Genomic DNA, 21,556 nt, shown 5'->3' on the forward strand with positions numbered 1-21,556 from the left:
TGGAGGTAAAAGTGTTGAATTACTCTGAAGTTTTGGAAGATAACTTTACTTACCGTATTGATGCAGAGTTCTTTAAAAAAACCTATTTAGAAGAAGAAAAGATAATTGCAAAACTTGGTTTTGAAGAAGCTAAAAATATTATTGCCGTAAAAGGTGGGAAGAGGTTGCCAGAAGGACATGATTTTCTGAATGATAAAAGAGGAATACCATATATACGGGCAGAAGATATAAAAAATGGTTTTGTCGATTACAATAATTCTCCGACTATTTCACTAATAACTCATAGAGAAATAAAAGCCTATCAAACAGAATATAATGATGTATTGATGACTATTGTTGGGAACTCTATTGGAGATATAGGTATAGTAAAATTTAATTTGGATATTTGTAATTTAACAGAAAATGCTGTTCGCTTAATTACTAAAAAAAATAAAATTAAGCCAGAATATTTGTTTTCTTTTTTAGAAAGCAAATTTGGTCAAAATTATATTGAAAGAAATAAAGTAGGGACTGCTCAACCAAAACTATCAATAGAGCGTATTAGAAAAATAAAAATCCCGATAATCTCGTTAGAAGTTCAAGATGAAATTGAAGCTATTGTTTCGTCAGCATTTGAAAAACTGCAAAAATCCAAAGAGATTTACCAAACAGCCCAAAACCTGCTTTTAGAGCATTTAGGCTTAAAAGACTTTAATCCGCCTTCCCAAACGGTCAATATCAAATCCTTTACCGACAGTTTCGGTACATCGGGTAGGCTGGATGCGGAGTTTTATCAGGAAAAGTATGAAAGCTATCTGAAAAAGATTCAGGCATTCAACAATGGATTTGTTCAAATCCAACAGGAATACAGTCAAGTTAAAAGCAAATCAAAGTTTGATTTGCCAGCGTATCAATATATTGAAATTGGGGATGTAAATGTATCTGATGGCTCATATTCATTTAATGAAGTTGCAATAGAAGATTTGCCAGCCAATGCTAAGATTATGGTTAAAGAAGGTGATATTTTGATTTCAACTGTACGTCCAAATCGCGGCGCAATTACAGTTATTGAACATGATAGAGATGATCTGATTGTCAGTGGAGCTTTTACCGTATTACGCAGAAAAGTAAAATCGTATTTCAATAATGAATTCCTAAAAGTTCTTCTAAGAACAGAAATTTATAAAGATTGGTTACTTCAGTTTAACGTCGGAACAAGTTACCCCGTTATTAAAGATGAAGATATTCTTAATTTAGTTATCCCAAATGTGGAGGAGACAATCCAAACCCAAATCGCCGATTTAATCCGACAATCCGACCGCTTGCGCCAAGAATCCCAAGCCTTGTTGGAAGAAGCCAAGCGTAAGGTGGAACAAGCGATTGAGGGGTAAGTTTTAGTTCATTGCCAAGTAAAAGGTCGTCTGAAAAATCTTCAGACGACCTTTTGTCTGTCTAAACGTTTCGTAATATATTTGTTATGATTAGACGCATAATCTCTAAAACACTATTAGGCATAATCTAACGATGGACAATTCATTCTACGGCCAGCTCAAGGTTTTCCAAACCATCGCGCAAGAAGGCAGCATTTCGGCGGCAGCGCGCAAACTGGAAATCGCCGTACCTTCGGCGAGCCAAGCATTAAAGTTATTGGAGCAGAAAATCGGCGTGCCGCTGTTTCACCGTACCACGCGCAATATCCAGCTCACTGATGCCGGCAGGCAGCTTTTGGAACGTACCGAACAAGCCATGGCAACGCTACATCAGGCTTTTGAGGAAGTGCGGAATTTTGGCGGACAGGTGAGCGGAACAGTGCGGATTACCATGGCACGGGTAATGTATCAGCTTGTTTTGAGCCCGCATTTGGCGGAATTTCACCAACGCTATCCGCAAATTCAACTGGAAATTTCTCTGAATGACGGGCTTTCGCACCTGATTGAGGATGGTATCGATTTGGGGATTCGCTTCGGCAACCGTTTGGATGAAGGCATGGTTGCACGTAAGCTGCTGAACGGTACGCAAGAAGGGCTGTACGTCAGCCAAAGCTACACCGCGCAACACGGCACGCCGAAAACGCCCAAGGATTTGCCCGCCCATAAACTCATCGGCTACCGCTTTATCTCGTCCAACAAAATCGAGCCGCTGGTGATTGCGCAAAACGGGCAGGAAACCACAGTGGAAATGGATACGCCACTTATCTGCAACGACCCTGAAATCTTATTGGATGCCACCCGCCAAGGCTTGGGTATTGGGCGGGCGTTTACCCCCAATATGCAGCAACAGCCCGACCGCACGGATTTTGTGCCCGTGCTGCAAAAGTATTGGCGGCAGTATCCGCCGTTGTATCTTTATTATCTGCAACACAGCCAGCGGACGAAAAAGGTGCAGGCGGTGATTGAGTTTTTGCTGGAGAAAACGGCGCAATACCGTTGAAGCCGGGTAGCCTGAAAACGGACGAGGCGGGAAGCGGCAAAGCTAAATTTCAAAAGCAGCCTACACTTTGTTGATGGAAGTGCAGGCTGCTTTTTGTGTTTCAGCTTCGTGGAAACTCAGCTTTCTCACAGAAATTTCGTTGAAGCTGTATTTTCAGACGACCTCCACCCGCAGCGCATCCACAATCAGCTTAAACACATTGGAATGCCTGCGGCGGCTGGGGTAATAGAGGTAAAGCGGATCGTAAGTCATCGCATATTCAGGAAGTAACTCGACTAGCTGACCCGAATGGATTGCATCCGCCACAATCATATGTGCCACCCACGCAATGCCGAGGTCGTCTGAAACGGCTTGCAGGCGCAGATGGTTGTTGATGGAAAACTGCGATTTGGGCGTGAACGTCATCCGCCTTTTTTTGTCTTTGAATTCCCACTGCATTTCTGCGCCGTGTTCCGCGGAGAGCTTCGCGCCGATAAGGCGGTGCCGGTGCAAATCGTCAATATTTTTCGGCGAACCGTGTTGCGCCAGATAATCTGGCGAGGCGACCAACGCCATTTTGAGCGGCTCAGAAATCGGCACGGCAATCATCTCTTTCGCCACATCGTTGCCCAGCCGCACGCCCATATCAAACCCTTTTTTCACAATGTCCGCCAAGCAGTTGTCCACCACGATTTCCAAACGGATTTCCGGGTATTGGTTCAAAATCGGCATTAATTTCGGGTACAACACCGCTTCCGCCACTACCGCAGGGGCATTGATGCGGATTAAGCCTGACGGAGTGTCCAAAAAATCGTTCAACGCATCAACTTCATTGTTAATCGCTTGATAAAGCGGGGAAAGCTGCTCAAAAAGCTGCTGCCCGGCTTCGGTCAGCGACACATTGCGCGTCGTGCGGTTGAGCAGGCGCAGGTTTAGCCGTGTTTCCAAATTTTTCATGCTATGACTCAACGCCGAAGAAGAAATCCCCAAAAGCTGCCCCGCTTTCACAAAACTCTGCGTTTGTGCCAGCGTTAAAAAATAATTCAGCTCGTTAAAGTTCTGCATTTTCCCGCCCTGTTTTTGGTTGATTAGTGAATTTAATTCACTGCATCATAAAACCAAACCCGATTTATCTCAATAAAAACACGGACTAAAATGGCTACACTTTCATGAGAACAAACAGGAGGCGACATCATGCAAAACATCGCATTAAACAACGGCGTACAAATCCCCGTCCTCGGCTTCGGTGTCTTCCAGATTCCGCCCGCAGAAACCGAACAGGCCGTGGCGGAAGCGATTAAAGCAGGCTACCGCCATATCGACACTGCGCAGGCTTATATGAATGAAACCGAAGTGGGTTTGGGCATTAAAAACAGCGGCGTGGCGCGCGAAGAATTGTTCGTTACCACCAAAATTTGGGTGGAAAATTTCGGCTATGAAGCCGCCAAAGCGTCGCTGGATCGTTCATTGGGTCGTCTGAATTTGGATTACATCGATATGGTGCTGATTCACCAGCCTTACAGCGACAGCTACGGCACATGGCGCGCGCTGGAAGAATATCAGGCGGCCGGCAAAATCCGCGCCATCGGTGTGAGCAATTTTTCGCCCGTGCGCGCGGTGGATTTGGGGCTGTTCAATAAGGTCATGCCGCAAGCCAATCAGATTGAAATCAATCCGTTCCAACAAAAAAACGACGAAGTCGCTGCCTTGCAGGCCGAAGGCATCGCCGTGGAAGCATGGGCGCCGTTTGCCGAAGGTAAAAACGATATTTTCCACAATCCCGTGTTAAGCAAAATCGGCACGAAATACGGCAAATCTGTGGCGCAAGTAATTACCCGCTGGTTGATTGAGCGCGACATCGTGGTATTGGCGAAATCCACCAAACCCGAACGCATGGCGGAGAACCTACACATCTTTGATTTTGCGCTCAGCGATGAAGACAAAGCCGAAATCGCCAAGCTGGACGGTACGTTCGCCGCCATCATCAATCACGACACGGTGGATAATTTGAAACGTATCGCCGCTTGGAAAACGGGGCGGTAGGCTACTTGAAAGCGTAGCTTCCACGACGTTAAAACGGTGCTTCCGAAAAAAGCGGAGTTTCTGCCAAGCTAAAAAGCAGCCTGCACTTTTTCAGGCTGCCCTCCAAACCAAACAAGGGGATTTTTATGAAATTCAACCACATCCTCACCGCCGCTGCACTGGCAGTCGGCACAGCAACCGCTTATGCCGCGCCTGTGCAAGACGTTCGCCCCGTCCGCACCGAACCCATGTCCGCCACCGAAATCAGCGACCGCATTGCCTTAAAAGAGTTGGTGGACACCTTTTCCAATCTTGCCGATGAAAAACGCATTGATGAACAAGTGCTGCTGTTCACCGAAAACGCCAGCGTGCAGAGTTTGGAAAACGGCAAAGCCAATCCGCCAATCGTCGGACGGGACGCTTTGAACAAAGCATTCAGCGGTTATCTGGCGCAGTTTCACACCGTTTACCACTTAAACGGACAGCAGACCGTCAGCTTTCAAAGTCCGACCCGCGCCACGGGCATCAGCTATTGCGACGTTACCTTGATTAAAAGTGAAAACGGCAAAGACATCGCCCTGCGGCGTGGTGTGCGTTACGAAGACGTGTATGTGAAACAAAACGGTCGTTGGCTGATTGAAAGCCGCAAATCCAATTTTATGTTCAGCCAGCAGAGTGAAGCCGGACTCAACTAACAAATATCAACCGAAGAAGGAGTACAACATGAAAAAAGAAGTCATCGTATTAGTCGGCTCGGGTGCGATCGGCGTTGCCATTGCCCGCCGTGTGGCCGTAGGTAAAGAATTGGTACTGGCGGATTTACACCTTGAAAACGCCGAAAAACAGGCAGCGGAATTGCGCAACGCGGGCTTTTCCGTGCATACCGTGGAATGCGATGTGTCCAGCCGTGAAGGCATTCAAAAAACGGTCGGATTTTCTACCGCACTTGGGGCGGTGAAAGGCGTCATCAACACCGCAGGCGTATCGCCTTCGCAAGCGTCCGCGCAATTATTGTTTAAGGTGGATTTATACGGCACGGCGGTGTTGTTGGAAGAGTTTGGCAAAGTGATTGCCGAAGGCGGTTCGGCGGTGATGATTGGCTCGCAGTCCTCCCATCGTTTGGAGCCTTTGACTTTAGAGCAAAACCGCGCGCTGGCTTTAACGCCGTCTGAAAAATTGCTTGATTTGCCGTTTATTAAAGAAGTGGACGACAGCCTGCGCGCCTATCAGCTTTCCAAACGCGGCAACGCCTTACGCGTGCAGGCGGAAGCGGTGCGATGGGGCAAGCGCGGCGCACGCGTGAACTGCATCAGCGCAGGCATCATCTATACGCCGCTTGCCAATGACGAACTCAACGGCGAGCGCAAAGATTTCTATCAGAAAATGCTTTCAGAACTTCCTGTCGGACGCGGCGGCGCGCCGGACGAAATCGCCAACCTCGCCGAATTGATGATGTCCGAACGCGGTGCGTATATCACCGGCAGCGATTTTCTGATTGACGGCGGTGCCACGGCGAAATATTGGTGGGAAGATTTGGAACAGAAATAGCCGGCAAAGAGAAAAATTAAAGGCGGTTTTTATCCGCCTTATCTTTAGGTCGTCTGAAACCGTAAAAGCAGCCTGCACCTGCCCGAAGCGGTGCAAATAGGACTGTCGCCAAATGCAAAGGGCGGGCATTTGCCCGCCTCTTTCGTTCAAAACTTTTCCAAACGACCTCAGGAGCAATAATGACAACGCACAAACGTTCCCTTTATTTTTTATTGGTTTTAAGCGCGCTGATGGCGTTCACCTCGCTTTCTACCGATATTTATCTGCCCGCCATGCCGACGATGGAAAAGCAACTGGGCGGCAATGCGGAGCTGACCATTACGGGCTTTTTGACCGGGTTTGCCATCGCCCAACTGATTTGGGGGCCGATTAGCGACCGTATCGGGCGCAAGCTGCCACTGTTTATCGGCATGGTGCTGTTCGTGATTGGTTCTGTGGGTTGTGCATTGTCTGAATCCATGAGTACGGTCGTTTTTTGGCGCATTTTTCAGGCAGTAGGCGCATGCGTCGGGCCGATGTTGAGCCGTGCGATGATTCGCGACAGCTTCGCCCAAAGCCAAGCGGCGCAAATGCTCTCCACGCTTACCATCATCATGGCGATTGCACCGATTGCCGGGCCGTTTATCGGCGGCGGTTTGCTGAAAGTGGCTTCGTGGCATTGGATTTTCTGGCTGTTGGCGATGATTGGCGTGTTGATGTTTACCGCCATTTTTAAACTGCCCGAAACACTGCCGACGGAAAAGCGGGCAAGCGGCTCAGTGTGGAACGCCTTTAAAAATTACCGCACTCTGTTCACCAACGGCACATTTATGCGCTACACCCTAAGCGTGACCTTTTTCTACGTTGCCGCTTATGCCTTTATCACCGGATCGCCTTTTGTTTACATTGATTATTTCGGTGTCGCGGAACAAAACTACGGTTTTTTGTTCGGCATCAACATCATTGGCATTGTGGGCTTGAGCTTTCTCAACCGAAAATTGGTATCCCGCTTTGCTTTGTCCAAATTATTGGTGGTTGCCAGCCTGATTGCCTTTACCGCTTCCGCCGTATTGTTCGCGCTCGTATGGGCAAACATCGGCGGGATTTGGGGCGTGGTTGCGCCGCTGTTCGTGATGTTTAGCATGAACGCCATCATCGCCGCCTGCGCCAACGCCGCCGCCCTTGCCGCCGTGCCGAACCAAATCGCAGGCTCTGCCGCTGCCTTACTCGGTTCACTGCAATACGGCAGCGGCATCGTTTCCTCACTTTTATTGGCGGCATTTTCCAGCGGCACGCCGTTTACCATGGCCTGGATTATTGTTTTATTTGTCGGGCTGAGTGCGGTGATGGCGGTGTGGCAGTGGGCAAAAAAGCCGGAGAGCGGCGAATAAAAGAGTCGTAAACCGCGTATTTTTAACGAGAGATTTACAAGGAGAACCATCATGTCTTTAACGAAAACCCAACAGCATCTCGCCGCCCTTGCCGCTGCTAGCGCACGCGGTGATCAAGACGCACTTGCTCGTCATTTGCACGCGGCATTCGCTGCGGATGGCTTGACCGTCCAGCAGGTTCAAAGCGCGTTGGAGCAGCTTTACGCCTATTGCGGTTTCCCGCGCAGCTTAAACGCCCTGACCACGCTGATGAATGTCGTGGAAGAGCGTAAAAAAGCAGGCAAGTCCGTACAAGAAGGCAATCCGCCCTCCCCGCTACCCGCAGGCGATATGGCAGAGCGCGGACGCATGTTGCGTGAAAAATTGGTCGGACACCGCGTTGGCGGCGCGCTTGCCGCCTTTGCCCCGCGCAGCGATTACTACCTGACTGCCCATCTCTTTGGCGACATCTTTTCAGACGACCGCCTGACGCACCAAGAACGCGAAACCGTAACCATCGCCGCCCTAAACAACCTTGACGGCGTGGCAAACCAGTTGGCTTCGCATATCGCCATCGCCAAAAACATCGGTCTGGACGACGAAGCCGTTTTGGAAATTCAGCAAATTGCCAAACCATAAGGAGAAAACCGTGTCCCATCCCGAAGATTTCAAACAACCTTTCCCTACTGGTGAAATAAATACCGCTTACGCCCAATTTTTTACCGGCACCAGCTATCTTGCCCCGCTTGCCGTTCGCGATGCGGCGGTAGTCAACGTCACTTTCGAGCCGGGCTGCCGCAACCATTGGCATATCCACCACGGCGCAGGTCAAATTCTGATTTGCACGGCGGGCGAAGGCTGGTATCAGGAAGCCGGCAAACCGGCACGCCGTCTGCGAGCGGGCGATGTGGTGGATATTCCGCCCGAAGTCAAACATTGGCATGGCGCCGTCAAAGACCAATGGTTTTCACACATTTCCGTTACCGTGCCGAAAGAAGGCGCAAGCAACGAATGGTGCGAGCCCGTTGATGATGCGCAATACACCGCCCTTGACGCTTAACTTTCACTTGTCCAATAAGGAGAAATCATGACAAAACAACCCCTCACCCTCGCCGAACAAGGCAGCTTTTTCGTGGGCGGCACAGTAATTCAGGCAGACGGCGCATACAGCACCGAAAACCCGATGAGCCACGCAGGACAAACCTTTCACGGCGACCATGCCTACGTTTCCTACCAAATTCCCGTAAACGCCCGCCGCCTGCCGCTCGTTTTCCTGCACGGCGCAGGACAATCGGGCAAAACCTGGGAATCCACACCCGACGGGCGCGAAGGCTTCGGCACGCTATTTCTGCGGCGCGGTTTTGCCACTTATCTTTTAGACCAGCCCCGACGCGGACGCGCGGGCAACAGCACCATCGCCGACAACGCCCCCGTGTTGCCCAACGACCAGTTCTGGTTTGAAAACTTTCGCATGGGCATCTTCCCGAACCTGTTTGCAGACGGACAGTTCCCCAAAGATGCTGCCAGCCTGAACCAGTTTTTGCGCCAAATCACGCCCAATACCGGCGCGTATGATTTGGACGTGGTGTCCGATGCCGTTGCCGCCGTATTCGACCGCATTGGCGAAGGCGTGCTGATTACCCACTCACAAGGCGGCGGCCCGGGCTGGCAGACCGTGCTGAAAAATCCTGAAAAAGTGAAAGCCATGGTTTCCTACGAACCCGGCACCGAGTTTGTTTTCCCCGAAAACGACATGCCGAGCGTCGCCACGCCCGCTAACGACGCCGCCAACATTTCACTCTCGCAGCCTATCAGTGCCGAACGTTTCGCCCTGCTGACCCAAATGCCCATCGTCATCTACTACGGCGATTACATCTCGGCAGACAACCCGCACTGGGCATCACAGCGGTGGATTGAGCGCATCCATATGGCGCAAGCTTTCGCTGACTGCGTCAACCGCCACGGCGGCGATGCCAGCGTTGTGCGCCTGCCCGACATCGGCATACGCGGCAACAGCCATTTCGCCTTTGCCGAAGCAAATAACGTGGAAATCGCTGATGTGCTGGAAAACTGGTTGGTGGAAAAAGGATTGAAATAAGAGCAAATAAAGGGTTAGCTCTTGAAAGCAATTAATACAAATCCTGTACTAATTTTGTAAAATATAGGGCTATTATTATCCGATTGCGTGTACTATTTTTACGTATTGCAAATAATTATTTTAATTTTAGTCTATAATATATTGGAAATATTGTAATTTTATTTTTGCAGTTTATATTATATAGAAACAACCATTTTAAACGGTAAGTTGATGACAACAATCCGCCGCCTGTTCCCGAATAGAAGCAGGCGGCGGGTTTGGTTTGGGTTTTCAGGTAGCCTTTTGCTGTAGAGAAATTGCCGGTTATTTGCTGTTTTCGGCAAACAGGTCTCGGTCGAATAAATCCGGTTCGGCTTGCCGTTGTCGGCAGTCGATGCGGATGTCTTCTTTCACCATGCAGCAGCAGGTGAGGATTTCGTTGGGCAGAAGCATGGCCAGCGGGCTTTCTCGGTATGCAACGCTGCCGGATAGGAGTTTGACGCGGCAGGAGCCGCAATAGCCGCTGCGGCATTGGTATTCGATTTCGTGGCCGGTGCGCTCCAAGGCTTCGAGCAGGGTTTCGCCTTCCTGCATGGTGAAGCGGGTGCTGTGGGTGGTAATCTGGGGCATGGCGTGCGGTGTTTGGTTTGGTGCAGTGAAAATTTCAGGTAGCCTTTCTTATGCGCGGGCAGGCATAAAGGCTACCTGAAATTGTTTGGCCTGGCCAAGGCCAGATTTCTTTTGGGGTTAAAGCTGACTGACGGTCTGCTTCAAGATGTAGAGGTTGGCCAGTTCGCCTTCCACTTGTTTACCGTCGGCATCCAGCGCCCAAATCTGGCCGTTGCCGATTTGGTAGAGCCGCTCGCCGCCGGCTTTGTCGAGCTGGAATACTTCTTGCGGCTTGCGCCAAGTGAAGCGACCATCGGTTTTTTCAGTAAACGGCTGGCGCTGCTTATAGGTTTCGGTGAGTAGGTAGCTGCCGTCTTCTTGCAATATCAAGGTGGTTTCGATGCCTTCGCAAGAGGCGCAGGGCAGCACGCCATAGTAGCGGCCACTCCATTGGGCAGCAGGTTGTGCAGCAGTGGAAGCAGCTGATGCGGCAGGCTCAGCAGCAGGCTGTGAGGCAGCAACAGTGGAAGCAGCCGCCAGGGTGGAGCCCGGTGTGGCATTGTCTTGCGGGGCACAGGCGGCCAGCAGGAGGATAAGGGGGAGGGCGGATCTTGTTTGCATCTTAAATCCTTTCTCGATGGTTTGGCATTGTGACGAACTAACGGGTAAGTTGCCAACGGCCGTCGCGTTTGGTAATGAGAATGTTGTAACTGTTTTTGGCGTCTTCGTAGGAAGAGAGGCCGGTAAATACTTTGATTTCACATGTATAAATTCCACGTTTAACTTTACCGCCACCGGTACGGGTGCAGGATTTGCCCGTGGCTAAATGGCTGCCTTTAGGCAGGTTGCGGTTGGCCTCATTAGCCAGTTTTAGGACAGTTTGCTGCGGTGGGGGCGTGATAGTTATATCGCCGGTACTTAGGTAATTGTAGCCGCCGTAGGCGATAGCCCCGACGATGAGCCAGCTAACGAGTTTTCCAATGTCCATAGAAATATCTCCTTAAATGAGTTGATTTTATTAACTTAATTCTGCTTTAAAAATCGACATATCAGTAGTAATAGGTGTTTCCAGAGGTGTATCAGTTTCAGCCTCTGCTGCGACCAGTTGTTTCTTCTCGGCCAAATACTGCCCGATTTGCCGCACCAACTCCTGCGTGCCCTGATGGGCGAGTGCGCTGATTTCAAATAGGCGCGGGGTTTGCCAATTGAAGCCAGGCTCGCCGGGGGCGGGGTAATCCCAACCGACGGCTTCGAGGAATTCGGCTTTGCGTTCGGCAGCCTCTTCCGGCGTGAGCATGTCCAGTTTGTTCAGCACCAGCCAGCGTGGTTTGTCGAACAGTTCGTCGTCGTATTTTTTCAGTTCGTTGATGATGGCCAGCGCTTCGGCGCCGGGGCTGACGGCTTCGTCGAACGGGGCTAAGTCTACCACGTGCAGCAAGAGGCCGGTACGCGAAAGGTGTTTCAAAAAGCGGTGTCCCAGTCCGGCGCCTTCGGCCGCGCCTTCAATCAGGCCGGGGATGTCGGCCATCACAAAGCTTTGGCTTTCGTCCACGCGCACCACGCCCAGATTGGGGTGCAGCGTGGTGAAGGGATAGTCGGCCACTTTGGGGCGGGCGGCAGACACGGCGCGGATTAGGGTGGATTTGCCGGCATTGGGCATGCCCAACAGGCCGACGTCGGCCAACACTTTCAACTCCAACAGCAATCGGCGCGCCTCGCCGGGTTCGCCGGGCGTGGCCTGTTTGGGCGCACGGTTTACCGAGGACTTGAAATGGATGTTGCCCAAGCCGCCTTTGCCGCCGCGCGCCAGGCAAACGCGCTGGCCGTGCCGCGTGAGGTCGGCCACGATTTCGCCGGTGTCGGCATCTCGGATTAGTGTGCCTACGGGCATTTGCAGCTCGATATCGCCGGCGCCGGCGCCGTAGCGGTCGGAGCCGTGGCCTCTTTCGCCGTTTTTGGCCTGATAACGTTTCACAAAACGGTATTCCACCAGTGTGTTTACGTTTTCGCTGGCCACGGCGAACACGCTGCCGCCGCGCCCGCCGTCGCCGCCATCGGGGCCGCCGCGCGGAACGTATTTTTCGCGGCGAAAGCTGACTGCGCCGTTGCCGCCGCGCCCGGCGGCGACTTCGATTTTGGCTTCGTCGATAAATTTCATTTGCGCTTTCCGTTTTCAGGTAGCCTCTTGGGACTACCTGAAAATCTTAATTCGTTATTTGGTTTGGGATGATGCTTGCGGCCGGAATGGGTATGGCTGTGCCGGATTTTGCTTTAGCCCGCCGTGTGCAAATATGCACATTATAAAGGACTGGCGCAAAGGCTACCTGAAAAATTGTGCCATATTTTCGTTTTGCAGAAACCGAGTCTTGGCTGCGCCAATTAACGTTTCACTGCGTTGCAGCGGATGCTTTCAGGTAGCCTGCTGCTTAAACCGACAGCATCACGTATTTGGTTTCCAAATATTCTTCCAGCCCGTATTTGCCGCCTTCGCGGCCGATGCCTGATTGCTTCACGCCGCCGAAGGGGGCGGCTTCGTTGGAAATCACGCCGGTGTTGATGCCGACCATGCCGTATTCCAAGCCTTCCATCATGCGCGTGGCCGTGCCGAGGCTGCGGGTGTAGCAATAGGCGGCCAGACCGTATTCGGTGGCGTTGGCCTGTTGCAACACGTCTGCTTCGTTCTCGAAACGGAACACGGGGGCGAGCTGGCCGAAGGTTTCTTCGCGCGCCACTTTCATGCCGGCATGGGCGTGGCGGATAACGGTGGGCTGGAAGAAGAGCTTGCCTGCCGGGTGGCGCGCGCCGCCGGCAACTACTTCGCCACCATGGGCGAGCGCGTCGGCCAGGTGTTCTTCCACTTTGGCCAGCGCGGTCTCATCAATCAGCGGGCCGCATTCCGTGCCGCTTTCCAAGCCGTTGCCCACTTTCAGGTAGCCTGCCGCTTGGGCGAATTTGCGGACAAATTCGTCATACACGCCGCTTTGCACATAGATGCGGTTGGCGCATACGCAGGTTTGGCCGGCGTTGCGGAATTTGCAGGCAATCGCGCCGGAGACGGCGGCATCGATGTCGGCATCGTCGAACACGATAAACGGCGCGTTGCCGCCCAGCTCCATCGAGGTTTTTTTGATGGTGGAGGCGCATTGCGCCTGTAGCTGTCGGCCGACGGCGGTGGAGCCGGTGAAGCTGAATTTTTTCACCACATCGCTTTCGGTGAGCACGCGGCCGATTTCGCGCGACGAGCCGGTGATCACGTTGAACACGCCCGCCGGAATACCGGCACGTTCGGCCAAGGCGGCAATGGCCAGCGCGGAAAACGGCGTTTGCGAGGCGGGGCGGATGACGAAGGTGCAGCCGGCGGCCAGCGCGGGCGCGGCTTTGCGCGTGATCATGGCGTTGGGGAAGTTCCACGGCGTAATCGCGGCGCACACGCCGACGGGCTGCTTGAGCACCACAATACGCTTGTCGGGCGCGGGGCCGGGGATGGTGTCGCCGTACACGCGTTTGGCTTCTTCGGCATACCATTCGATGTAGGACGCGCCGTAGGCAATTTCGCCGCGTGCCTCGGCCAGCGGCTTGCCTTGCTCCAGCGTGAGCAGGGTGGCGAGGTCTTCCTGCGCCTCCATCATCAAATCAAACCAACGGCGCAGGATTCGGCTGCGTTGTTTGGCCGTGAGCGCGCGCCAGGCGGGCAGGGCGGCTTGGGCGGCGGCCACGGCGCGTTCGGCTTCCGCCGCGCCCATATCGGGCACGCTGCCGATGGTTTCGCCGGTGGCGGGGTTGGATACGGCGATGGTGCGGCCGCTGTCGGCATCAAGCCATTGGCCGTTGATGTAGCACCGGGTGCGTAGGAGGGCGGGGAGATTGGGCTGGGTCATGGGAGGGCTCTTTAGAGGCTATGTGCAAAATCGGTAGGGCAGCTGTTGAGGCTACCTGAAAGCATGGTTGCAATGAAAGAGGCTGATGTGTGGGTGTAGCTAAGGCTGATTCCTGAGCAGCCCAAATTTTGCTGGTTTGGTTTTTTGGTGGAGGCAGGTTTAGGCTTTATCTGATGGCTTGCAGACGTTCATCAAGCGCAGTCATATCGGGCAGAAACCAGATGTGTTGGCCAGCATTGCTTTCCTGCACCAAGGCTTGCAGGCTGGGGCTGTTGGCCAAATGCCGGCTGATGTCGCCGATGATGGCCAGTTGCAGCCAGTAGGTAGCAAATTTTTGCATGATGTGGCCGGCCAGCCGGGTTTGTAGGGAGAAAAAGCTGTCGTCTAGGCGCTTTGCAGGCAGAGCAACCAATTCCACGCCAAGAAAGGCGTGGCCGATTAAGTCGTCGGCATCAGCCGGCGTACGGATTTTTATGCCATCAGCTGAACACGCGAGTATGAGCTTGCTGCAACGTTCTTCGATTTTATCGCTCATGGTGTGCCCCTTATGGCTGGCTGAAAATCAGGGGGTGGATTTGCTGCCTTATTTTCCCTTGCTCAAGAATGCCTTGCGCTCAGTGGTGTAGTGCCACCAAGGTTTGGGCTGGCCGCCGTGCATGAAGTCGATGATGGAAAGGAAAACATCGATCATACAGGGGTCGTGCCGGTTGCCGGTGTGGCTGCATAGGCGTTCGTATAAATCGTAGGCATTTTGACCGATGAGCTCTGCTGGGGTGCGGATACCGAGCAGTTGCAAATCTTGAGCCACAGCGTGGCCGACGTTGGGCAGATCGGTAAGGTGGCGCAGTAGTTGACGGTTTACTTTGCTCGGATGCATGGCTTGGCTTCTCGGTGTAGTAAGACCCTGCGGGTGGCATGATGCGTATGAGGCTACCTGAAAGCAATGATTGCCAGCTTTCAGGTAGCCTTTGCCTATTTACTCCAGTTCCAGCACGGCGGAGGTGTACACGTTCTGCACGTCGTCCAGTGCTTCGAGCGCGTCGATCAGGCGCTGCATTTTGGCGGCATCTTCGCCGGTGAGCACGGTTTCGTTTTGGGCGCGCATGGTTACATCGCCATCCTCGGCTTTGAAGCCGGCGGTTTCGAGGGCGGCTTTGATGCCGGCCCAGTCGTTGGGGGCGGTGATGACTTCAAACGAGCCGTCGTCGTGGGCAACGACGTCTTCGGCGCCGGCTTCGAGGGCGGCTTCCATCAGGGCGTCTTCTTCGGTGTCGGGGCCGAACAGGAGGTAGCCTTGGTGTTTGAAGTTGAAGGCTACGCAGCCGTCGGTGCCGAGGTTGCCGCCGTGTTTGCTGAAGGCGTGGCGCACGTCGGCCACGGTGCGGGTTTTGTTGTCGGTGAGGCAGTCCACCATCAGGGCGGCGCCGCCGATGCCGTAGCCTTCGTAGCGCAGTTCGGTGTATTCCACGCCTTCGAGGTTGCCGGTGCCTTTGTCGATGGCGCGTTGGACGTTGTCTTTGGGCATGTTGGCGTCCCAGGCTTTGTCCATGGCCAGGCGCAGGCGGGGGTTGGAGGCGGGGTCGCCGCCGCCGAGGCGGGCGGCTACGGTGATTTCTTTGATCAGTTTGGTGAAGATTTTGCCGCGTTGGGCATCAACGCGGGCTTTTTTGTGTTGGATATTCGCCCATTTGCTATGGCCGGCCATATTGCTTTCCTTGTTTATCTGGTGGGATGACAAAGCGTGATTTTAGCATTTTCAGGTAGCGTGTTGAACAGCGTGGCGCGGGAGGAGGGGCGGATGGTTTTCAGGTAGCTTTTGTTGGGAATGGAGACTACCTGAAAAACCAAACCGGCCATATAGACCGGTTTTGTATGATGGAAGCGGTATCACAGGCTCCACACATAATTGAGCCATTCGTTATCTTGCTTGGCGCCAAGGCGGGCATAGAAGCGCTGGCCGCCTTTGTTCCACGGGGCAACCGTCCATTTGATTTGCACGCAGTTGTGCTTTTGGGCTTCCTCTTTTAGCACGAGCATCAATTTTTCACCGATGTTCTGCCCGCGATAGGCTTCGTCTACATACAGCTCTTTGATATATACAGCAGGGCGGTTATGCAGGGTGTAGGGTAGGAAGTAGTACACAATCATGCCGACCAGCTTGTCGCCGTCGGTAGCCACAAAGCTGTAGAAATCGGGCGGATTTTTGCGGAAGCCGCTGTTCACCACCACTTCCGGGGTAATAGCGAAGTCGTTGATATATTTTTCGAATACGGCCAAGCCTTTCATCAGCTCCCACAGCTGCGGGGCATCGCTTTCTACGGCTTTACGGATGACGATACTCATGTTTTGCTCCTAGTTACAGTTAAAGGAAATCTCGTGTGTGAATATACGCCTATACAGAGGTAGGAGGCTACCTGAAAAATGGCATAGCGGTTTCAGGTAGCCTTTAGCCTAATCGGCCAGCGGGGCAAGCATTTGGGAAAAGGCCTGCTCAAACTGGGCTAGGCCGTCTTGCTGGAGCTTGGCGGCCAAGGCTTCGAGGTTAATGCCGAGGGCGGCGATTTCGTCCAGAACCGGCTGTGCGGGCACGGCGGGGCGGGAAAGGGCATCGGCGGCGCGGCCATGGTCGGTAAAGGCTTGCAGCACGGCATCGGGCAGGGTGTTGACGGTGTGCGGGGCGATCAGGTTGTCCACATACAGGGTGTCGGGGTAGGCGGAGTTTTTCACGCCGGTGCTGGCCCAGAGCAGGCGGGCGGTGGGTACGGCGCTGCTTGGTTGGCTGAAGAATTTCTGCCAATCCTGATAGGAGGCCTGCGCCAGGGCCAGCGCGGTTTTGCCTTGCAGGTGCGGCGGCAGCTGAGGGTCGAGCGCGGTATCGATGCGGGAGATGAAAAAGCTGGCCACCAGCTGTGGTGTGGCCTGGCCGGCGCGTTGCGCCAAGCCTTGTTGATAGGCTTGGTAGGCGCGCACGGTTTGGGCACGGGAGAACAACAGGGTGAGGTTGATGTTGATGCCGTCGGCCACCAAGGCGGGCAGGGCGGCGAGGCCGGCATCGGTGGCTGGGATTTTAATTATGGCGTTGGGGCGGCCGATCAGATTCCACAGGCGGTGCGCTTCGGCAATGGTGCCTTCGGTGTCGTGCGAGAGCGTGGGGTCGCATTCGAGGCTTACCAGCCCGCCGTTGCCTTCTGCCGCAAACTGTGCGGCAAACACATCGCAGGCGGCCTGTACGTCGGCCACAGCCAGGGTTTCGTAGCGCGCCTTGGCAGAAAGCGGCTGCTGCTTTAATTGAGCGATTTCGGCTGTGTATAATGCATCGCCGGCCAGCGCTTGGCGGAAGATGGCCGGATTGGAGGTAACCCCGCTCACGCCGCTTTCCTGCAACTTAGCCAACGTGCCGGAGCGCACGAGCGAACGGGAAAGGTTGTCGAGCCAAATTTGCTGGCCGAGCTGTTTGACTTCCTGCAAAATAGCCATATTTTGAGCCTCCGCTGAATGTGTAAATTTTGGAAAATACCCGATTCCGGCGGCCGCCGCAAGCCAGAATGAAGAAAGAAGAATGATGAGTGAACAACAATATCTCGCCCACGCCCGCGAAGTGCTGGCGATAGAAGCCGATGCGCTGCGCGCCCTGTCCGACTCGTTGGACGGCAGTTTTTCCCGCGCCTGCGAAGCCGTGCTGGCCTGCGAAGGCCGCGTGGTGGTGAGCGGCATCGGCAAAAGCGGGCACATCGGGCGCAAAATCGCCGCCACGCTGGCCTCCACCGGCACGCCCGCCTTTTTCGTGCATCCGGCCGAAGCCGCGCACGGCGATTTGGGCATGATTGTGGACGGCGATGTGGTGCTGGCCATTTCCAACTCCGGCGAGAGCGACGAAATCGCCGTGATCCTGCCCGCGCTCAAGCGCAAGAACATCACGTTAATCGGCATGACCGGCCGCCCCGAATCCACGCTGGCGAGCCATGCCGACATCCACCTCACCGTGGCCGTGCCGCAGGAAGCCTGCCCGCTCGGCCTCGCGCCCACCAGCAGTACCACCGCCGCGCTGGCCTTGGGCGATGCGCTGGCCGTGGCGCTGTTGCGTGCCCGCGCCTTCACGAGAGACGATTTTGCGCTGAGCCACCCCGCCGGCAGCCTGGGCAAACGCCTGCTGCTGCAAGTGGCCGACGTGATGCACACGGGCGACGAACTGCCCGTGGTGCGCCCGGATACGCCTTTTGCCGACCTGATTGTGTGCATGAGCGAAAAAGGCCTGGGCATGGTGGCCGTGGCCGATGAGGCAGGCTACCTGAAAGGCATTTTTACCGACGGCGATTTGCGCCGCCTGTTCCAGCAGCAGCGCGACTTCTCCGGCCTCACTGCCCAAGCCGTGATGGGCGCGCATCCGAAAACCATCACGCCGAATCGCTTGGCTACCGAGGCGCTGAAAACCATGCAGCAAAACCGCGTGAACGGCTTGCCGGTGTGCGATGAAGCGGGCAGGCTGTTGGGCGCACTGAATATGCACGATTTGCTCAAGGCGCGGATTGTGTAGGCGCGCCGGGTGTGGCATAAAGGCTACCTGAAAACCGAAGCGAAGTTTTCAGGTAGCCTTTATATTGTCGGCAGTTTTGGCTGCTTAATTGACGTAAGCCTGTCCGCTCATGGCATCCACTTCCACATCGTATTTGCGCCCGCCGCTGAGAATTTCAAATTCGTAGCGGCTACCGCGATGTCCGATTTTGAAGTCTGCTTCGGTAATAATGCCGCCGTTGGTAGTGGCAAATGCCTTCTGTGCAGCCTGAACGGTAGTGAGGTTGCTCTGCCCAGTGAGTTTGGGCAGATAGTTGACTCCCGCACCGGCTGCCAGAGCAATCAGGATGGTACCAGCGCCGATTTTTAGCACCGTTTTACGGCTCGGTCGAAGGGTTTTGGCGAAATGCCACAATCGTATACTGCTGGTTTTGATGACGTCGGTAAATTGTTTGGTGGCGTGCGCAGCGTGGGCTTGGTTGTTGGGATTGAAAGAGATTTTAATCATACTGTTGTTCTCCATAGTGTGTTGGCGACACTGTGTGATAGCTAAAGCACTTATTTCTTCTAGCATTGGCTTGCTGTAGCTTAAACCATACTGTCTTTTGCTTACCTCTTTACAGGAAAAAATAATTGCTTCAGCTATGGGGCTGTGTCGGTTCTACTTTAGTTATCTAGATGGCTGGAGAGGACATTGCCGGTTTGTGCATCGATTTCCACTTCGTATTTTCGGCCGTCCGGTAGGCGCACATCTACATCGAAGTGGTCGGGCTTGGTGCGGCTGCGGTCGAATTCGACTTCGGTAGCTTGGCCGCCGCCCACTTTGGATACAGCAATTTGTGCGGCACGGTCGTAGCTGATGTAACTTTGGCGGTTATGTTCGTAGTGCAGTTGATTGCCATCAGCAAAGGCGGGAGCGGTGAACAGTGCAGCCAAAAGAGTAAGGGAAAGGGTGGATTTTTTCATAATAGATACTCCTTGCCGTGAAACGGCGTTAGTTGGGAAATAGGTTGTTTGTTGCAACGATTCGCAGTATAGGCATGGAGAATTAGTACTGGATTAGGGGTCTGTTAAGAAAAGAAAAAATAAAGGAGGCCCTTTCTTTTTATTATTGTTGGATATCGGATGGTGAACACGCTTCCATATTGGCTGGCAATGGGTTGGCGCAGCGCTGACTTTGGCGGCGATTTATTTGGGCTCGCTGAAGGAAAACGCGGCTTGAGGCTACCTGAAAACGAGTGCGGCGCGTTTCTGCGCGGCAAAAACCGCTTGGCCAATTAAAGCATATTCCTGCCGATGCGTGGCATTTGGTTTTCAGGTAGCCTTGTTTTGCTGTGGATGGGCAGTGTTTTATTGCTTGTGTTTTTAGTTCGGATAAATAAAATTGCCAGTATTTGGCGGTGCGGTGCTTGACCGAACGGGGGCGATTCTTTACGATTGCTTGCAAAATCGTTGTTGATGTAAGTTGCGGCGGCCGCTGAGCTTTGGCAAATGGCCGCCATTCACATTTTAAGAGGTATTCGAACGTGTCTAATCCGCAAAATTCCAAGCGCGAAACCTTCTCCAGCCGACAGGCGTTTATGTTTGCCGCCATCGGCTCGGCGGTGGGTTTGGGCAATATCTGGCGCTTTCCCTATGTGGCGTATAAAAACGGCGGCGGGGCGTTTATCCTGCCGTATTTGGTGGCGCTGCTCACGGCGGGCATCCCGCTTTTGTTTCTCGATTATGCGGTCGGCCACCGCTATCGTGGCTCGCCGCCTTTGGCTTTCCGCCGCCTCAACCGCCGTTTTGAAACCATCGGCTGGTGGAATGTGTTGGTGAACGTGCTCATCGGGCTTTACTACGCGGTGATTTTGGGCTGGGCAGCCAGCTACACCTATTATTCGCTCAATGCGGCCTGGGGCGCGAATCCTGCCGATTTCTTCTCTAACGACTATCTGCAGGTGGCTTCGGATGTGTCGGCGCAGATGCAGTTTGTGGCGCAGGTAACCGTGCCGCTGGTGCTGGTGTGGCTGGCTACGCTGCTGATTTTGGCCTTCGGCGTGCAAAAAGGCGTAGCGCGCGCGTCCACTTTCTTTATGCCGCTGTTGGTGGTGATGTTTGTGCTCTTGGTAGGGGTTGCGCTGTTTTTGCCGGGCGCGGCCAAGGGTTTGGACGTGTTGTTTACCCCGGATTGGAGCAAGTTGGCCAGCTCGGAAGTGTGGGTAGCGGCCTATGGGCAGATTTTCTTCTCGCTCTCGGTGTGCTTCGGCATCATGATCACTTATTCTTCCTACATGAAGCGTGATTCAGACTTAACCGGCACGGGCATGGTGGTGGCGTTTGCCAACAGCAGCTTCGAATTGCTGGCCGGTATCGGCGTGTTTGCCGCGCTGGGCTTTATTGCCACAGCCAACGGGCAGCAGGTGGGCGATGTGGCCGCCGGCGGCATCGGGCTGGCCTTTATCGCCTTTCCCACCATCATCAACCAGGCGCCGGCCGGCGCACTGATCGGCCTGCTGTTTTTCGGCTCGCTGGTGTTCGCCGGGCTCACTTCGCTGATTTCCGTGCTGGAAGTGGTGATTGCGGCGGTGCAGGACAAACTGAAAACCGGCCGCGTGGCCGCCACTTTGGTGGTGGGCGTGCCGATGATGACGGCTTCCGTGCTGCTGTTCGGCACCACCACCGGCCTGCCGGTGTTAGATGTGTTGGATAAATTTGTGAATACCTACGGCATCGTGGCCGCCGGTTTCCTGTATGTTCTGTGCGTGGTGCTGAGCCGCCATCTGGGCGTGCTCTCCCGCCATATCAACAAAACTTCTTCGCTGAAAGTGGGCAAAACCTGGCTGCTGTTTGTGGGCGCGGTAACGCCCCTGGTGTTGGGCACCATGCTCTTCACTGACACGCGCTCGCTGCTCACCGAAGGCTATGGCGGCTACCCGGCCTGGTTTGTGAATATCTACGGCTGGGGTACGGCCATCGGGGTGTTGGTGTTTGCCTTCCTGCTTTCCCTCCTGCCGTGGAAACACGAAGACAAACTGCAAGAAACCCCTGTTGAAACCGAAGGAGACGAATAATGAGCACGATTGCGATTGTGATGATGGTGGTGGCGCTGGTGGTGATCTGGGGCGGCTTGATTGTATCGATCATGCGGCTGCCGGAAGACCACGGCAGCGGGCAGGAGTAAGCAGCCG

27 protein-coding genes are annotated in these 21,556 nt (G+C 53.9%); 13 read left to right on the plus strand and 14 right to left on the minus strand.

The window, feature by feature from the left end:
- Positions 1 to 11 precede the first annotated feature (11 nt).
- Positions 12 to 1,370 (plus strand): restriction endonuclease subunit S, encoded by a 1,359-nt coding sequence (locus A7P97_RS04065; RefSeq protein WP_125080309.1) that lies wholly within the window; start codon positions 12 to 14, stop codon positions 1,368 to 1,370.
- A gap of 133 nt (positions 1,371 to 1,503) precedes the next feature.
- Positions 1,504 to 2,409: a LysR family transcriptional regulator gene (locus A7P97_RS04070; RefSeq protein ID WP_067530494.1), complete on the plus strand. Its 906-nt coding sequence runs from the start codon at positions 1,504 to 1,506 to the stop codon at positions 2,407 to 2,409.
- 153 nt (positions 2,410 to 2,562) lie between these two features.
- On the opposite strand, the gene A7P97_RS04075 is transcribed toward A7P97_RS04070, so the two are convergent.
- Positions 2,563 to 3,453 carry a LysR family transcriptional regulator gene (locus tag A7P97_RS04075; RefSeq protein ID WP_067530495.1) on the minus strand — a complete coding sequence of 297 codons (891 nt, stop codon included), beginning with the start codon at positions 3,451 to 3,453 and terminating at the stop codon, positions 2,563 to 2,565.
- Between the two features lie 129 nt (positions 3,454 to 3,582).
- On the opposite strand from A7P97_RS04075, the gene A7P97_RS04080 reads away from it, so the two are divergent.
- The 7 genes from A7P97_RS04080 to A7P97_RS04110 all read left to right on the plus strand — a co-directional run bounded on the left by A7P97_RS04080 (position 3,583) and on the right by A7P97_RS04110 (position 9,405).
- A complete protein-coding gene (locus A7P97_RS04080) occupies positions 3,583 to 4,431 on the plus strand; it encodes an aldo/keto reductase (protein ID WP_067530496.1) in 849 nt (282 codons plus the stop codon).
- Positions 4,432 to 4,556: 125 nt separating this feature from the next.
- On the plus strand, positions 4,557 to 5,105 hold the full coding sequence (locus A7P97_RS04085) for a nuclear transport factor 2 family protein (protein WP_067530497.1): 549 nt from the start codon (positions 4,557 to 4,559) through the stop codon (positions 5,103 to 5,105).
- Positions 5,106 to 5,133: 28 nt separating this feature from the next.
- Positions 5,134 to 5,958, plus strand: a complete 825-nt coding sequence (locus A7P97_RS04090; RefSeq protein ID WP_067530498.1) for an SDR family oxidoreductase — start codon at positions 5,134 to 5,136, stop codon at positions 5,956 to 5,958.
- Positions 5,959 to 6,137: 179 nt separating this feature from the next.
- Positions 6,138 to 7,328, plus strand: coding sequence for a multidrug effflux MFS transporter (locus A7P97_RS04095; RefSeq protein ID WP_067530499.1), 1,191 nt, complete (start codon positions 6,138 to 6,140; stop codon positions 7,326 to 7,328).
- A 51-nt stretch (positions 7,329 to 7,379) separates the two neighbouring features.
- Positions 7,380 to 7,946, plus strand: a complete 567-nt coding sequence (locus A7P97_RS04100) for a carboxymuconolactone decarboxylase family protein (protein ID WP_082887593.1) — start codon at positions 7,380 to 7,382, stop codon at positions 7,944 to 7,946.
- 10 nt (positions 7,947 to 7,956) lie between these two features.
- The gene (locus tag A7P97_RS04105) at positions 7,957 to 8,367 is read left to right on the plus strand and encodes a cupin domain-containing protein (RefSeq protein ID WP_067530501.1); all 411 of its coding nucleotides are present in this window, start codon (positions 7,957 to 7,959) and stop codon (positions 8,365 to 8,367) included.
- A 27-nt stretch (positions 8,368 to 8,394) separates the two neighbouring features.
- Positions 8,395 to 9,405, plus strand: a complete 1,011-nt coding sequence (locus tag A7P97_RS04110) for an alpha/beta fold hydrolase (RefSeq protein ID WP_067530502.1) — start codon at positions 8,395 to 8,397, stop codon at positions 9,403 to 9,405.
- Positions 9,406 to 9,708: 303 nt separating this feature from the next.
- On the opposite strand, the gene yfaE is transcribed toward A7P97_RS04110, so the two are convergent.
- The 11 genes from yfaE to tal form a co-directional block, all read right to left on the minus strand.
- Positions 9,709 to 10,014 (minus strand): class I ribonucleotide reductase maintenance protein YfaE, encoded by a 306-nt coding sequence (gene yfaE, locus A7P97_RS04115; RefSeq protein WP_067525730.1) that lies wholly within the window; start codon positions 10,012 to 10,014, stop codon positions 9,709 to 9,711.
- Positions 10,015 to 10,131: 117 nt separating this feature from the next.
- The gene (locus A7P97_RS04120; protein WP_067530503.1) at positions 10,132 to 10,614 is read right to left on the minus strand and encodes a copper resistance protein NlpE; all 483 of its coding nucleotides are present in this window, start codon (positions 10,612 to 10,614) and stop codon (positions 10,132 to 10,134) included.
- 37 nt (positions 10,615 to 10,651) lie between these two features.
- Positions 10,652 to 10,981, minus strand: coding sequence for a hypothetical protein (locus A7P97_RS04125; RefSeq protein ID WP_067525734.1), 330 nt, complete (start codon positions 10,979 to 10,981; stop codon positions 10,652 to 10,654).
- Between the two features lie 30 nt (positions 10,982 to 11,011).
- Positions 11,012 to 12,151 carry a GTPase ObgE gene (gene obgE / locus A7P97_RS04130; protein WP_067530504.1) on the minus strand — a complete coding sequence of 380 codons (1,140 nt, stop codon included), beginning with the start codon at positions 12,149 to 12,151 and terminating at the stop codon, positions 11,012 to 11,014.
- 268 nt (positions 12,152 to 12,419) lie between these two features.
- Positions 12,420 to 13,871 (minus strand): NAD-dependent succinate-semialdehyde dehydrogenase, encoded by a 1,452-nt coding sequence (locus A7P97_RS04135; RefSeq protein ID WP_067530505.1) that lies wholly within the window; start codon positions 13,869 to 13,871, stop codon positions 12,420 to 12,422.
- Positions 13,872 to 14,037: 166 nt separating this feature from the next.
- Positions 14,038 to 14,406 (minus strand): DUF4180 domain-containing protein, encoded by a 369-nt coding sequence (locus A7P97_RS04140; RefSeq protein ID WP_067530506.1) that lies wholly within the window; start codon positions 14,404 to 14,406, stop codon positions 14,038 to 14,040.
- A 48-nt stretch (positions 14,407 to 14,454) separates the two neighbouring features.
- On the minus strand, positions 14,455 to 14,748 hold the full coding sequence (locus tag A7P97_RS04145) for a helix-hairpin-helix domain-containing protein (RefSeq protein WP_067530507.1): 294 nt from the start codon (positions 14,746 to 14,748) through the stop codon (positions 14,455 to 14,457).
- A gap of 99 nt (positions 14,749 to 14,847) precedes the next feature.
- Positions 14,848 to 15,576, minus strand: coding sequence for a YebC/PmpR family DNA-binding transcriptional regulator (locus A7P97_RS04150; protein WP_067530508.1), 729 nt, complete (start codon positions 15,574 to 15,576; stop codon positions 14,848 to 14,850).
- A 14-nt stretch (positions 15,577 to 15,590) separates the two neighbouring features.
- The gene (locus tag A7P97_RS10060) at positions 15,591 to 15,728 is read right to left on the minus strand and encodes a hypothetical protein (protein WP_156497479.1); all 138 of its coding nucleotides are present in this window, start codon (positions 15,726 to 15,728) and stop codon (positions 15,591 to 15,593) included.
- Positions 15,729 to 15,758: 30 nt separating this feature from the next.
- Positions 15,759 to 16,214, minus strand: a complete 456-nt coding sequence (locus tag A7P97_RS04155; RefSeq protein WP_067530509.1) for a GNAT family N-acetyltransferase — start codon at positions 16,212 to 16,214, stop codon at positions 15,759 to 15,761.
- Positions 16,215 to 16,322: 108 nt separating this feature from the next.
- Positions 16,323 to 17,348, minus strand: coding sequence for a transaldolase (tal, locus tag A7P97_RS04160; protein WP_067530510.1), 1,026 nt, complete (start codon positions 17,346 to 17,348; stop codon positions 16,323 to 16,325).
- A gap of 82 nt (positions 17,349 to 17,430) precedes the next feature.
- Between tal and A7P97_RS04165 the strand changes: the two genes are divergently transcribed.
- Complete coding sequence (locus A7P97_RS04165; RefSeq protein ID WP_067530511.1) at positions 17,431 to 18,405, plus strand: SIS domain-containing protein; 975 nt, start codon at positions 17,431 to 17,433, stop codon at positions 18,403 to 18,405.
- A gap of 84 nt (positions 18,406 to 18,489) precedes the next feature.
- Here A7P97_RS04165 and A7P97_RS04170 read toward each other — a convergent pair whose 3' ends face one another.
- Both A7P97_RS04170 and A7P97_RS04175 read right to left on the minus strand, forming a co-directional pair.
- Positions 18,490 to 18,891, minus strand: a complete 402-nt coding sequence (locus A7P97_RS04170; protein WP_067530512.1) for a PepSY domain-containing protein — start codon at positions 18,889 to 18,891, stop codon at positions 18,490 to 18,492.
- A gap of 158 nt (positions 18,892 to 19,049) precedes the next feature.
- Entirely contained in the window at positions 19,050 to 19,349 is a 300-nt protein-coding gene (locus tag A7P97_RS04175) for a PepSY domain-containing protein (RefSeq protein ID WP_067530513.1), read from the minus strand.
- A gap of 159 nt (positions 19,350 to 19,508) precedes the next feature.
- Between A7P97_RS04175 and A7P97_RS10065 the strand changes: the two genes are divergently transcribed.
- The 3 genes from A7P97_RS10065 (at position 19,509) to A7P97_RS09660 (ending at position 21,549) form a co-directional block, all read left to right on the plus strand.
- Entirely contained in the window at positions 19,509 to 19,664 is a 156-nt protein-coding gene (locus tag A7P97_RS10065; RefSeq protein ID WP_156497480.1) for a hypothetical protein, read from the plus strand.
- A gap of 245 nt (positions 19,665 to 19,909) precedes the next feature.
- Positions 19,910 to 21,439 (plus strand): sodium-dependent transporter, encoded by a 1,530-nt coding sequence (locus tag A7P97_RS04180; protein ID WP_197474170.1) that lies wholly within the window; start codon positions 19,910 to 19,912, stop codon positions 21,437 to 21,439.
- Positions 21,439 to 21,549, plus strand: a complete 111-nt coding sequence (locus tag A7P97_RS09660; RefSeq protein WP_035580098.1) for a methionine/alanine import family NSS transporter small subunit — start codon at positions 21,439 to 21,441, stop codon at positions 21,547 to 21,549. The genes A7P97_RS04180 and A7P97_RS09660 overlap by 1 nt, the downstream gene beginning before the upstream one ends.
- Positions 21,550 to 21,556 lie beyond the last annotated feature (7 nt).

Source organism: Eikenella sp. NML070372 (assembly GCF_001648415.1).
In the GTDB taxonomy this organism is placed as follows: domain Bacteria; phylum Pseudomonadota; class Gammaproteobacteria; order Burkholderiales; family Neisseriaceae; genus Eikenella; species Eikenella exigua.

Coding starts and splice junctions, on each gene's coding strand:
- A7P97_RS04070 (WP_067530494.1), top strand. CDS start 1,504: ATGGACAATTCATTCTACGGCCAGCTCAAGGTTTTCCAAACCATCGCG.
- A7P97_RS04075 (WP_067530495.1), bottom strand. CDS start 3,453: ATGCAGAACTTTAACGAGCTGAATTATTTTTTAACGCTGGCACAAACG.
- A7P97_RS04080 (WP_067530496.1), top strand. CDS start 3,583: ATGCAAAACATCGCATTAAACAACGGCGTACAAATCCCCGTCCTCGGC.
- A7P97_RS04085 (WP_067530497.1), top strand. CDS start 4,557: ATGAAATTCAACCACATCCTCACCGCCGCTGCACTGGCAGTCGGCACA.
- A7P97_RS04090 (WP_067530498.1), top strand. CDS start 5,134: ATGAAAAAAGAAGTCATCGTATTAGTCGGCTCGGGTGCGATCGGCGTT.
- A7P97_RS04095 (WP_067530499.1), top strand. CDS start 6,138: ATGACAACGCACAAACGTTCCCTTTATTTTTTATTGGTTTTAAGCGCG.
- A7P97_RS04100 (WP_082887593.1), top strand. CDS start 7,380: ATGTCTTTAACGAAAACCCAACAGCATCTCGCCGCCCTTGCCGCTGCT.
- A7P97_RS04110 (WP_067530502.1), top strand. CDS start 8,395: ATGACAAAACAACCCCTCACCCTCGCCGAACAAGGCAGCTTTTTCGTG.
- yfaE (WP_067525730.1), bottom strand. CDS start 10,014: ATGCCCCAGATTACCACCCACAGCACCCGCTTCACCATGCAGGAAGGC.
- A7P97_RS04120 (WP_067530503.1), bottom strand. CDS start 10,614: ATGCAAACAAGATCCGCCCTCCCCCTTATCCTCCTGCTGGCCGCCTGT.
- A7P97_RS04125 (WP_067525734.1), bottom strand. CDS start 10,981: ATGGACATTGGAAAACTCGTTAGCTGGCTCATCGTCGGGGCTATCGCC.
- obgE (WP_067530504.1), bottom strand. CDS start 12,151: ATGAAATTTATCGACGAAGCCAAAATCGAAGTCGCCGCCGGGCGCGGC.
- A7P97_RS04135 (WP_067530505.1), bottom strand. CDS start 13,871: ATGACCCAGCCCAATCTCCCCGCCCTCCTACGCACCCGGTGCTACATC.
- A7P97_RS04140 (WP_067530506.1), bottom strand. CDS start 14,406: ATGAGCGATAAAATCGAAGAACGTTGCAGCAAGCTCATACTCGCGTGT.
- A7P97_RS04145 (WP_067530507.1), bottom strand. CDS start 14,748: ATGCATCCGAGCAAAGTAAACCGTCAACTACTGCGCCACCTTACCGAT.
- A7P97_RS04150 (WP_067530508.1), bottom strand. CDS start 15,576: ATGGCCGGCCATAGCAAATGGGCGAATATCCAACACAAAAAAGCCCGC.
- A7P97_RS10060 (WP_156497479.1), bottom strand. CDS start 15,728: ATGGCCGGTTTGGTTTTTCAGGTAGTCTCCATTCCCAACAAAAGCTAC.
- A7P97_RS04155 (WP_067530509.1), bottom strand. CDS start 16,214: ATGAGTATCGTCATCCGTAAAGCCGTAGAAAGCGATGCCCCGCAGCTG.
- tal (WP_067530510.1), bottom strand. CDS start 17,348: ATGGCTATTTTGCAGGAAGTCAAACAGCTCGGCCAGCAAATTTGGCTC.
- A7P97_RS04165 (WP_067530511.1), top strand. CDS start 17,431: ATGATGAGTGAACAACAATATCTCGCCCACGCCCGCGAAGTGCTGGCG.
- A7P97_RS04170 (WP_067530512.1), bottom strand. CDS start 18,891: ATGATTAAAATCTCTTTCAATCCCAACAACCAAGCCCACGCTGCGCAC.
- A7P97_RS04175 (WP_067530513.1), bottom strand. CDS start 19,349: ATGAAAAAATCCACCCTTTCCCTTACTCTTTTGGCTGCACTGTTCACC.
- A7P97_RS10065 (WP_156497480.1), top strand. CDS start 19,509: ATGGTGAACACGCTTCCATATTGGCTGGCAATGGGTTGGCGCAGCGCT.
- A7P97_RS09660 (WP_035580098.1), top strand. CDS start 21,439: ATGAGCACGATTGCGATTGTGATGATGGTGGTGGCGCTGGTGGTGATC.